This is a genomic window from Schwartzia succinivorans DSM 10502, from assembly GCF_900129225.1.
GTDB classification, from domain to species: domain Bacteria; phylum Bacillota; class Negativicutes; order Selenomonadales; family Selenomonadaceae; genus Schwartzia; species Schwartzia succinivorans.
The window spans coordinates 56107-67966 of sequence record NZ_FQUG01000002.1 but is presented as its reverse complement, the minus strand read 5'-3'; the positions used below and the strand labels follow the sequence as shown (position 1 = coordinate 67966).

The window sequence follows — 11860 nt, the reverse complement described above, 5'->3', positions numbered from 1 at the left end:
TACTCAAAAACGCAGGCTTCCGACAAAATTCAGCCGCATGCTGTCCACCTTTTCATTTCCGTCCAAATCCCTCTTCATCGGGAAGCCCAGACAGATGTCAAGAGAAAGAGCCTTTATTTTAGCTCTTAGGCCCACGCCGGCGCTGCTCAATGTATGATGCTCCGCCAGCGCGTCGCCCCAAAGGGTACCATAATCCAAGAAACCGTACATGGAAAGTGCTCTGTCCTTTGTAACCGGCACGGAATATTCCAGGGAAAGCGAACAGCCGCTGTCGCCTCCCACTGTATTCTCTTTGTAGCCGCGCACAGTGTTCACGCCGCCGATGAAGAACTGCTTGGAAGGGCGCAGGTCGTCAGTAAAGCTGCACTGCACATTCGTCCGAAACGTGAAAAGCTGCCCATGGGCCGCCCCCTGCTGAAAGATACCCGTAAAATTATAGATATTGTAATCCGCCGACGGCTTTGCTATACGGGAAAGCTCGGACTGATTGTCCCAGTCTCCGTGTGTGAAGCTGTGCTTCTGATAAAACGCGCTGCGGTTTCCGTAGAAGGTCATCGCCAGCGCCGCGGTGTAGTCGGTAAAGACATCATCTATCATCTGTATTCCCGCGATATCTGTTACGGAGTGCATTTTCTGCCAGCCGAAGGATGCCTCTATCTTCGAGTTATCCTTTACGACAATCGGCTGTGTAAGAGTAAAGCTGTAGGACGAGGCGTGTCCTCTTACAGGAATGTCCCAATCCTTGTACTGCCCCTTGACAACCTTTGTTCCGTTGGAGCTGTAGAAGGCCGAAAGCCGCGTTCCGCTTCTCCCGACAGGAACACTGTAATTCACATTGCCGGAATCCATTCCCCTTGAGCGGAGCCATCCAAGGGACAACGCGTCACGGTCTCCGAAAAGACTTCTGTTCGCGTAGAAAAGTCCGGTGCGAAAATCCCCTGTTGTTTCGCTTCCGGCATTGTCCGTATAAATCGTGACCATGGAATTCTGCGGTTCCCTCGCTGTAAGAACATAGTCTGTCGTCCCGGCCTCTGCTCCTGCCTTAAGCGATACCCGGAGCTGCACGTCGTTTGTACCGTTGAACCTGCGAAGCTTTTCCGCAAGCTCCGCCATGCTCTCAATCTCTCCCTTTTTGACGTGCACGCGGTCCGTGATGTATGAAGCTCTGGTATGCCTGTTCCCCTTAAGGAATACCTCTCCGTTCCTGCCCTCGATAAGAGAGATATGCACAACACCATCGTGAATGGTCTGCGGCAAAAGATAAGCACGGCAGGTCAGGTACTGATTTTCCGCATAGAAAGCGTTGATGTCTGCGACTATTTTGTAGAGATCATTGACCGTGACCATTTTCCCTATGTAGGGCTTTATAATCTCATCTCTTTTTTCCGCAGGAAGCACCGCTGACTCATCAACTACAACCTCATTCAAAAGAAACTCAACACTGCCCCCCTGCTCCTCAGGCTTCTTCTGATTGTCCTCAATAGTCGTTTTCTCCCTATGCTCCGCCAGCTCCTGCTCCACACGCTCGCGCTCCATCTGCTCGCGCATGTCCTGCAGCTGACGTCCCGCCGAGCCTCCCCCGATAGGCGAATATGTCGACGCCGCATGTCCGATACCCGCCTGAGCCGTCCACAGCCCTGCAGCAAGCACCGCTGTAATTATCCTGCACAAATATTTTTTCTCAGACTCTCCTGTCTTCTGCATTTCCCCACCCCGGACTTTTTGTTCATTTTTATACCATAAAACACATTATCCTACTCATAAAATACCCCAAAAATTCAGAAAAATCTATACCCAATCAAAAAGTGATGGAAAAATCGAAAAAGTGATGATTTTTCATACCTTTTGACCTTTTCTTTATGAAAAAATAGGACTGTGAAAAAAGCAACAATAATGCCTTCTCCTTTAGGAGAAGGTGGGCCCGAAGGGCTCGGATGAGGTGCTCCCCAAAGTGCCTGCTATGTACATAAATAGCGGCTTTCCTTGGTGTACCTCATCCACCACTGCGTGGTCCCCCTTCCCCAATGGGGAAGGCAAGAGATGCTTTTTCACAGCCCCATCCGAATTTCCTGTATCTTTACACCCTGCCGCATCACGACTTTACCCATCCGCGGGTTTATATCATCGATGCACCAGATAATGCATGTAAACTGCCTTTGTCTCCTTTTTACGGCGCTGACTGATTGGCAGTCGCGTGCCATCCTTCATTACAAAATCATCTTCCTCCATGCGGTGGACGTAGTCCATATTAATAATAATGCGGTGATAACACTCGGTAAAATTCCTCTTCGTCAGCAAAAGCTCCTGACACTGTGCATATGCCATACTCGTTTCCACCTCTATATCCATGAGGTGAAATGTCAGCTTATGCCTGGTATTGATATCGGCATAAACAATCCTTCCCAGAGGTATCTCAACAGCCTCCCCGTCAATCACCGCCGGGATTCCTTTTTCTTCCTTTACCAGAGAAGGCAGAATATGATTCATTGTACGATTGAAGTCTTCTACATGCTCCTCCAGGGGTTTCATAAGATACCCTGCCGCAAATACCCGATAGCCCTCCAGCATAAAATCCTGACTCGTAGTCAAAAACACAATGGGAACCTTTTCATCCTGAAGACGGATCGCCTCCGCAGCCTCCATACCGGTCATATCTTCCATAAAAATATCTAAAATCATAAGGTCATATTTCCCCGGTGAAAAATTTTTCAGCAGCTCCTCCGCATTCGGGAATGTGTCAAGCTCAAAATTTTTCATACCGGCAGGAAAGGCTGTCTCAATGTACTGACGCAAATGTGTCTCCGCCGCCTCCAAATCCGTCACCAGGTCGTCCGCAACCGCAAATCTCATCAGCTGTTCCCTTCTTTCCCATCATATCTGCTGAATTTTTCTCCTACACGAATCATAGCACATAATCAATAATCTTTTTACCTGTAATCAAAAAGTGATGGAAAAAACGAAAAAGTGATGAAATACCATACAAATCGTATATAATATAATCATGTGTACACATAGGAGGGGGAAGCAGTCATGGATTGGACAATATTGTTGTTTGCTGTTCAGATTACGCTCGCCCGTATTGCCGATATTTACCTTAGATATTATGCTTTTCGCGAGATGATGACACCTGAAGCGAAACGTACGCTTTTGAAAAGACTGTCCGTCTTCAGTATTTTCTTCACGGCTTTCTCGGCTGCTCTTTTTACCTGCACCGAAATGACCGTCTCCAGCTATAAGGCTGTACTCCTTTTTGGCTGGATACCATATCAGTATTTTCTTGTTCAGGCAGTTCCCGATCAGAAGCTTCCCCACGTTTTTCTCGTCAGCATGTCCTTCCTGTGGAATTTTATTATACACAGCATTAGCTGCATTATTCTGGCGCTTTATTTCAGAGATGCCTCAACACCTGTAGTACTGCAGACCGAATCCTTTATCTACCTGTCGCTTTTCCTGCTGTTTCTTCCCATTTCCCGTCATTTTTTCAATTCACTTCTCCCTGCCTTCGCGCACTTTACCAGCAGAAATGTACGAATCTATATAGCTGTGCTGCCCTTCCTCATGACCGTGGGGTATATCGTTCTGATAAGCGACAATGTCCTGTGGCATTCCTGGGAGGAGCGCATAGCGAGGCTTCTTCTTCCTGCGGCCTTTGTTTTCACATACCATTACATTATGAGTACAGCCAAACAGGTATATGAGCGAAAACGTCTCACGCACGAAAAGATGCTGCTGAAGCAGGAGCTTTTGTACCTTGAAGAAGGCAGACTCCTGGCAGCTGACAACCGCGAGCAGCTGCAAAAGCATCTGGACGGACTCCTTGACACCTATTCTCAGCTTCGTCAGCTTCTTCACACAGGTGACATAAAAGAGGCGCAGGCGTACATCGCCCAACAGGAGGAAAAGCTTTCTGCCGCGGCAATTCTTCCCTACACTGACTACGCCATAGTGAACGCGGCAATTTCTATTTATCTGCACCGCGCCAAGGCAAAAGGTATAAATATCATACAAAAGATTAATCTTCCCAATGGCATGAACACCGACGAAAATGATTTGTCCGTGCTTGTCGCGAATCTTTTGGAAAACGCACTGCTCGCCAGCGCTAATGGGCAGGAGCCGCGCCAGATAACGCTGATACTCCAGCACAATGGTTCACAATGCGTGCTCGAGCTTGCCAACACCTTTCACGGCGAATTGCAGCTGGGAGAGGACGGGCTTCCAAAATCAGGTCACTCAGGACACGGTATCGGGATGCTTTCCCTGAAAAATTTCCTGACGAAGTACAACGGGTACGCGGATTTCAGCTGTGAAAACGGCTGGGTTCGCATTACAATCTACTGGGAGGACAAAGCACAATGCTGATATTTGCAATTTTCCTCACACTGAGCCAGCTCCTCATCGTGTATCTTATCTTCCGTAAGGAGCTGCACGACAACATCCAAAAAGAAGAAGCCAATGATCTTCTTCTGCTGCGGCTGAACTCCCTGAAGCACGAAGCAGAGCTGATACAGCAGGATATAAAGACCACGCGCATACTGCGCCACGACCTCCGTCATCATTACCGGATGCTCTACGCGCTCTTGAAGGACAATAACACAAAAGCAGCACTGGATCACATAACAAAGCAGGAGGAAACAATTGCCGGCATAAGGTCCGAATCAATGAAAAAAGGGCAGTGACAAAATGGTTGCATTTTGTCACTGCCCTTTACTTTGCCCCATTACTTATTTCTGTATTCCGCCACGGCTGCCATAGCCTTCTCGGCAGCGGCAAGAGTTTTATCCAAATCTTCCTCAGTGTGCGCGCCGGACATGAAAATCGTCTCAAACTGGGACGGTGCAAGGTAAATACCCTGCTCCAGCATGTTGATGAACCACACCTTGAATGCTTCCTGATCGGATGCGGCAGAGGTATCGTAATCATAGACCTCATTTTCATTGAAGAACATTCCGAACATGGAGCCTGCCTGATGTACCTGAACAGGCACGCCGGCCTTTTTCGCAATATCCGCAAAGCCCAGCACCAGTTTTTTCGTCTTGATTGTAAGCTCACGGCTGTAATCCGGGCCGCCGTCCTCAGACTGCTCTGTAAGAATTTTGAGTGTTTCAATTCCTGCCGTCATGGCAAGAGGATTTCCCGAAAGAGTTCCTGCCTGATAAACAGGGCCTGCCGGAGATACGCAGTTCATTATATCGCGGCGTCCGCCGTAAGCAGCAACAGGAAGTCCTCCGCCGATAATCTTACCGAGACATGTGAGGTCAGGAGTTATTCCATATGCAGCCTGCGCTCCGCCAAGTGACGCACGGAATCCGCACATAACCTCATCAAAAATAAGCAACGAACCGTGCTCCTCCGTAAGCTCACGGAGCTTATCAAGGTAGCCCTGCTTCGGAAGAACAAGTCCCATGTTTCCTGCTACAGGCTCAACGATAACAGCAGCGATTCCGTCGCCGTGCTCCTTCATCACCTTTGTGATTGCATCAAAGTCGTTATAAGGAACTGTAATCGTATCCGCCGCAACTCCTGCTGTCACGCCCGGACTGTCAGGCACTCCGAAGGTCGCAAGTCCGGAACCTGCCTTTACAAGGAGGCTGTCGCTGTGTCCGTGATAGCAGCCGATGAATTTTACAATTTTATCACGATGAGTATAGCCCCGTGCAAGACGCAGGGCGCTCATTGTCGCCTCTGTCCCCGAATTTACCATGCGGACAACCTGGATAGAAGGATAAACCTCCATTACCAGCTTCGCAAGCTCCGTCTCAAGAAGCGTCGGAGCACCGTAGCTCGTTCCGCGCTCTGCTGCCTCCTGCAGAGCCTTTACGACTCTCGGATGTGCGTGACCGACCACCATCGGACCCCATGAACCAACGTAATCTATGTATTCATTACCGTCGATATCAAAGATATGGCTTCCCTTCGCATGAGCAATAAACGGAGGATTGCAGTCAACGCTGCGGAAGGAACGCACAGGACTGTTGACGCCGCCAGGCATCAAGGTCTTAGCTTCTTCAAATGCGGCTTTGGATTTATCAAGCTTCAGCATATTTTCTCCTCTTTTCTGAAAAAGGCGCACCCGCGTACGGAAATGCGCCTTTATATTCACTTATTAGCCTTTGAGCCATTTTGCTGCATCAATAGCATGATACGTAATGATGATATCGGAGCCTGCACGCTTCATGGATGTAAGTGTTTCAAGCACAATACGTTTTTCATCAATCCAGCCGTTTGCAGCTGCAGCTTTCACCATAGCATATTCGCCGCTGACATTGTAGACAGCAATCGGATGCTCGATACGGTCGCGGACGCGGCGGACAATATCAAGATATGCAAGGGCAGGCTTCACCATTATGATGTCTGCGCCCTCTTCAACGTCAAGGGCAACTTCCTTCATCGCCTCATGGGCATTAGCCGGATCCATCTGATATGCGCGGCGGTCTCCAAACTGCGGAGCCGAGTCCGCTGCATCACGGAACGGGCCGTAATATCCCGACGCGTACTTGACAGCGTAGGACATAATGGAAACATTCAGGAATTTATTTTCGTCCAGAGCTTCACGGATAGCACGAACACGTCCGTCCATCATATCAGACGGGGCGATTATATCGGCACCTGCCTCTGCCTGACTTACCGCGACCTTCTGCAGCAGCGGAAGTGTTGCATCATTGTCTACATAGTGACCGTCCAGCTTTCCGCAGTGGCCGTGGGAGGTGTACTGACAGAGGCATACGTCTCCAACAATAACAAGCTCAGGTACCGCTTTTTTAATTGCTGCAATAGCACGCTGAACAGGACTCTTCATATCCCACGCGGACGAACCGATTTCGTCCTTGTACTCAGGCAGACCAAACACCTCAATGGAAGGAATACCGAGGTCATAAACCTCCTTCGCAAGCTCCACGGCTTTATCCACCGACAGGCGGCTGCAGCCTGGCATGCTTGGGATAGGCTCAGAAATATTTTCTCCCGGAATAACAAAAATCGGATAAACGAAATCCTTTACGGAAAGGCTGGTCTCGCGGACCATGGAACGCACGCCTTCAGAAATACGCATACGGCGTGGACGTAATCTTTGTTCAAACACAATAATTCCTCCTAAACTCAAAAGGAAACACTAAAAGCGGCAGCCGGCACAGCATGACTGGAAAAGACACGGCAGCTGACACAACATGACGGAAAAAGACACGGCAGCAAAAACGTAAAACAACGCCTTGCCTCTGCCGAGGTATTTTTCGTCAGGCAAGGAAGATGTCGTGAAGGCGTAGCAACGGCGCTACGTCGAACGGCATCTGACACAGCATGACGATAAACAGCCTGCATATAGCCTAAACCGCCAAGGTATTTTTTCGCCAGGCAAGGAAAAAGGCTCGACAGCGCAGTATCGCTGCGTCGAGAGCCTTTTGACACAGCATGGCGGAAAAATAACCGGCAGCTTTAAATACTGCGGAGAGCAGTTACCAACCCATCAATAGTATATTCCTCTGCAACAGCTGCAGGCGTAATACCAAGCGACTCGCATGTTTTTGCGGTGACAGGCCCTATTGCAACGACCTTCGCGTTTTTAAGAAGGGATGCGTCACCGATAAGCTTCACAAGATTTTTGACTGTAGATGAGCTGGTGAAGGTAACATAGTCTATTTCACCCGCGGCAAGCTGTTCCTTAACATTCGACGGGTCTTCCGTCGAAGCAACCGTTTCATAGACAGGAGCTACGTCAACGATTGCACCGTATTCGCGCAGGCTTTCAGGGAGTACCTCACGGGCTTCCTGTGCTCTCGGTATGAGAATCCTTTCACCGGGGGCAAGTTCCCCTTTTAGCGCCGCAAGAACGCCTTCTGCACGGTACTCTGCCGGTACTATATCCGCAAGAATTCCGTAATGCTTCAAGCGTTCAGCCGTTGCCTTTCCAATGGCTGCCACATGCGCCTTGGCAAGGTCACGCGTATCCTTATTTGCCGCAAACAATCTGTCAAAGAAACGGTCAACACCATTTGTGCTTGTAAAAATAAGCCAATCATATGAGGCAAGAAGTGAAATAGCCGCATCAACTGCTTCGTAATGGTCGGACGGTTCCACAAGACGGATTGCAGGAAGCTCAACACAGGAAGCGCCGAGGTTTTCAAGCTGCTTCGTAAGCTTGGATGCCTGTGCGCGGGAACGTGTAACAAGAACCTTTTTCCCAAAGAGCGGTCTCTGGTCTTCATTATCAAACCATGCCAGCTCTTCACGCAGCTTCACAACATCGCCAACGACAAAAATTGCAGGCGGCTTGATGCCGTTCTTTTTGACGTCCTCTGCTGCAGTTCCCACTGTCGTGACAAGAGTACGCTGCTCCGGCTTTGTACCCCAGCGGATGACGGCAGCAGGCGTATCGGCCGGACGTCCGTTTTCTATAAGCTTCTGCGTTATTTTCGGAAGATTTGAAACGCCCATAAGGAATACAAGAGTGTCAACACCTGTAGACAGCTTGTCCCAACGCATGTTGGAGCCGCCCTTTGTCGGGTCCTCATGACCTGTAATAACCGCAAAGGATGTTGCTACAGCACGGTGCGTAACAGGAATACCTGCATAGGCAGGAACGGAAATAGCCGACGTAACGCCCGGAACAATTTCAAAAGGAATATGGTTCTCACGGAGAAGCAGTCCTTCCTCACCACCGCGGCCGAATACGAAAGGGTCTCCACCCTTCAGGCGGACAACACACTTTCCTTCCTTTGCCTTGTCAACCAGAAGCTGATTGATATCCTCCTGCTTCATTGTGTGGTTTGCAGAGGCCTTGCCGACATAGATGTACTCCGCGTCCTTAGGCGCCCAGCCAAGGATGCGGTCATCTGCCAGGCGGTCATATACAACGACATCCGCAGCTTCCAGACATTCCCTTCCTTTTAACGTAATGAGCCTGTAGTCACCGGGACCGGCTCCGATAAGATATACCATTCCAGGCATAATTTCACTCTCCCAATTCTTTACTTCCACAAAACTTCCAATAGACCTGTAGGTTCATAACAGGTAAAAGAGCCCGACCGTCATTTACGGTCGAGCAGCAAGCCTATCTCATGAAGGATTTCTATACCGCCTGCGTCAAGCAGCCGATTTGCAAGCTGATGCCCAAGGGCTTCTGCATCATTCCACTCACCCTTGACCTTATCGCGGAAACGACGTTTTCCGTCAAGTGACGCAATAACCGCCTCCACCTCTACACCTCCGTCTGAAGGAACAGCGTAGACACCCACAGGCACCTGACATCCGCCCTCAACCGTTTCGAGGAAAGCACGCTCCGCCGCGGCACAGCGTGTAGTTTCATCATCCTGCAGAAAAGCCAGCATATCACGGATTTCCTTATCATCCTCACGGGCTTCAATAGCAAGTGCGCCCTGCCCCACCGCCGGAAGGCACATGGATTTTGGAAGTACCTCCGTGATACGGTCTCCGAAGCCAAGACGCTTCAGCCCTGCAACAGCAAGGATAATCGCGTCGTATTCGCCGTCATCCAGCTTTTTGAGCCGCGTATTGACATTACCGCGCAAATCAATAAGCTCCAAATCAGGACGCACAGCAAGAATCTGCGCGCGGCGGCGCAGGCTGGACGTGCCTACACGCGCTCCCTGCGGAAGTGCATCCAGCGTTTTGTATTTCGGGCACACAACCGCATCACCCGAATCAAAACGTTTCGTAATAGCCGTGATAACAAGGCCATCAGGAACCTCGGTCGGCATATCCTTCAGACTGTGTACCGCGAGGTCGATGCCGCCCTCAAGCATTTCTGCCTCAAGCTCCTTTGTAAAGAGCCCTTTTCCGCCGATTTTTGCCAGCGGCGCGTCGAGAATCTTATCGCCCTTTGTCGTCATCTTTTTTTCTTCCACGATAAGTCCCGGATATTTCTTACGCAGGCAGTCGGCGACATAATCCGCCTGCCAAAGTGCCAGCTTACTGCTGCGCGTTCCAATTACGATTTTCTGTCTCACTTGACTCTGCCTCTCCGATAACATCTAATTTGAACAGGCTCCGCATAGCCTCGATGTAAAACTGCTCCCGGTCCGTGCCTGCCGATGCATTGATTTCCATCATCGGGAATCTCAAAAGCTTCCGCACAATCATCCTGGACATCTGCTCAACTATCCTGCGGTCACTCTCCGAAAGGGCAGGAAGCTTTCCAAGGGCACGACGGAGTTCACGGCTGCGAACCATATCGGCGCGCTTTGAAAGACGAGCCATGAGCGGCTGAAATGAAAGATACTGGAACTTGTCGAGAATGGATTTTACCTCTTCATCGACAATGCCCCGTGCCTCATGTGCTTCCTTCTCACGTTCCTGCCTATGCTCATCAACAACCTCCTCAAGGTCATCTATGTTATAGACAGTAACACCCGGAATCGTATCAACCTCCGGGTCAACATCACGGGGAACCGCAATATCAATGAACACCAGCGGACGTCCGTGACGTTTTTTCATGGCAAGCTGAGTCTCCCACGGCGTCACAACGTAATGCGGCGCGCCCGTAGATGTTACGACGACATCAACGTCCGGATTATGAAGCAGCGCTTCATCAAATTCCACTGCCTCTCCGTTGAACTGTGCTGCCATCTCCTCAGCCTTATCCTTATGACGGTTTGCAACATAAATTTTCTTTACACCGCGTCCGACAAGATTTTCAGCAGTCAGCTCTGCCATCTTGCCCGCGCCGAATATAAGCGCTGCGGATTGATTAAGCTCACCGAAAATCTGACGGGCAAGCTCAACAGCAGCATAACTGACCGAAACAGCATTAAACGCAATGCGTGTTTCCGTGCGGACACGTTTTCCTGTCGTGATTGCACGATGAAAAAGCGTATTCAGTATAGTGCTGGTAGCACCCTCTTCGTGAGCCAGAGTGTATGCCTGCTTGACCTGACTCAAAATCTGTCCTTCCCCGATAACAAGAGAATCCAGACTTGAAGCAACATTGAAAAGATGCCGTATGCACTTTTCATCCTTGAAGATATACAGATACTCGCTTATATCCTCTTCATTTCCTGTCAAATCCGACCAAAAGGTTTTCAAAAGCTCGGATTCATCGGAATCCGAATCTACAACAGCATAAAACTCATTGCGGTTGCAGGTCGAAAGGACGACAGCCTCGTTAATTCCGCCGTACTCTCCCAAATGACGCAGGCCGCTGCGAATCTGTTCCTTTGTAAGGGAAAACCGCTCGCGCACCTCGACCGGCGCTGTTTTATGATTCAGTCCCAAAACGACTAATTGCATTTCTTACCAGTGCCTCCGCCTCATCATACTTCTTTTCTTTCACGAGAGCCATTACCTCGCTGTTGAGGGCCTCCCGCCAAAAAGCCTGACGCTGTGCGTGCCCCTCAAGCTTTTTCCTCATTTCCTTACGTATTGGAGTGAGTCTTTCCAGCCATGGGCCGTACACCTCAAGAATATCTGCTTCCATTGACTGACGGATTCTGCGCGAAAGCTCAGGACTTGCACCGTTTGTAGAAACAGTCAGCAAAAGCCCGTCCCGCTCAGTTTTCGCAGGAAGCGTCAAATCACTGAGTTCCATCGGCGGAGCAGCCATATTAACAAGTGCGCCTGTAGCCTTTGATGCCCATGCGGCAGAACGGTTCGCCGCCTCATCATTGGTTGCGCACACGACAAGAAACATTCCCAGGACAAGGGATGCCGTAAAAGGCTCGGCAATCCACTCGACATTTTCCTCACGCGTCAGCTTCAAAAGCTCAGAGTCAATTTCCGGAGCAATAACTCTTACCTGTGCACCCGCCTCAAGCAGTGTTTTCACACGCCGCAGTGCAACAGAGCCGCCGCCTATAACCGCACATTTTCTTCCGGCCAGCTTGAGATTGACCGGTAATACCGTCGCGCCCAT

The 11860-nt window shown here is 49.9% G+C and carries 10 protein-coding genes; 2 read left to right on the top strand and 8 right to left on the bottom strand.

All coding sequences use genetic code 11. From position 1 onward, the window contains the following. Positions 1–3: 3 nt before the first annotated feature. Both BUA83_RS00350 and BUA83_RS00345 read right to left on the bottom strand, forming a co-directional pair. Positions 4–1704: a ShlB/FhaC/HecB family hemolysin secretion/activation protein gene (locus tag BUA83_RS00350; RefSeq protein ID WP_072934208.1), complete on the bottom strand. Its 1701-nt coding sequence runs from the start codon at positions 1702–1704 to the stop codon at positions 4–6. A 417-nt stretch (positions 1705–2121) separates the two neighbouring features. Next, positions 2122–2850: a LytR/AlgR family response regulator transcription factor gene (locus BUA83_RS00345; RefSeq protein ID WP_072934207.1), complete on the bottom strand. Its 729-nt coding sequence runs from the start codon at positions 2848–2850 to the stop codon at positions 2122–2124. A 180-nt stretch (positions 2851–3030) separates the two neighbouring features. On the opposite strand from BUA83_RS00345, the gene BUA83_RS00340 reads away from it, so the two are divergent. Continuing rightward, positions 3031–4359: a sensor histidine kinase gene (locus tag BUA83_RS00340; RefSeq protein WP_072934206.1), complete on the top strand. Its 1329-nt coding sequence runs from the start codon at positions 3031–3033 to the stop codon at positions 4357–4359. Beyond that, entirely contained in the window at positions 4353–4676 is a 324-nt protein-coding gene (locus BUA83_RS00335; RefSeq protein ID WP_072934205.1) for a hypothetical protein, read from the top strand. Before BUA83_RS00340 ends, BUA83_RS00335 begins: the two co-directional genes overlap by 7 nt. A 41-nt stretch (positions 4677–4717) precedes the next feature. Here the strand turns inward: BUA83_RS00335 and hemL are convergent, their stop codons facing one another. From hemL to BUA83_RS00305, 6 genes are all read right to left on the bottom strand, one after another. Next, complete coding sequence (gene hemL / locus BUA83_RS00330; protein WP_072934661.1) at positions 4718–6040, bottom strand: glutamate-1-semialdehyde 2,1-aminomutase; 1323 nt, start codon at positions 6038–6040, stop codon at positions 4718–4720. Between the two features lie 63 nt (positions 6041–6103). Further along, the gene (hemB, locus tag BUA83_RS00325) at positions 6104–7078 is read right to left on the bottom strand and encodes a porphobilinogen synthase (RefSeq protein WP_072934204.1); all 975 of its coding nucleotides are present in this window, start codon (positions 7076–7078) and stop codon (positions 6104–6106) included. 350 nt (positions 7079–7428) lie between these two features. Continuing rightward, positions 7429–8940, bottom strand: coding sequence for a uroporphyrinogen-III C-methyltransferase (cobA, locus tag BUA83_RS00320; protein WP_072934203.1), 1512 nt, complete (start codon positions 8938–8940; stop codon positions 7429–7431). An 80-nt stretch (positions 8941–9020) separates the two neighbouring features. Then, positions 9021–9959, bottom strand: coding sequence for a hydroxymethylbilane synthase (gene hemC / locus BUA83_RS00315; protein ID WP_234988175.1), 939 nt, complete (start codon positions 9957–9959; stop codon positions 9021–9023). Beyond that, complete coding sequence (hemA, locus tag BUA83_RS00310; RefSeq protein ID WP_072934201.1) at positions 9922–11238, bottom strand: glutamyl-tRNA reductase; 1317 nt, start codon at positions 11236–11238, stop codon at positions 9922–9924. Before hemA ends, hemC begins: the two co-directional genes overlap by 38 nt. Further along, positions 11207–11860 carry a precorrin-2 dehydrogenase/sirohydrochlorin ferrochelatase family protein gene (locus tag BUA83_RS00305; protein ID WP_072934200.1) on the bottom strand — a complete coding sequence of 218 codons (654 nt, stop codon included), beginning with the start codon at positions 11858–11860 and terminating at the stop codon, positions 11207–11209. Before BUA83_RS00305 ends, hemA begins: the two co-directional genes overlap by 32 nt.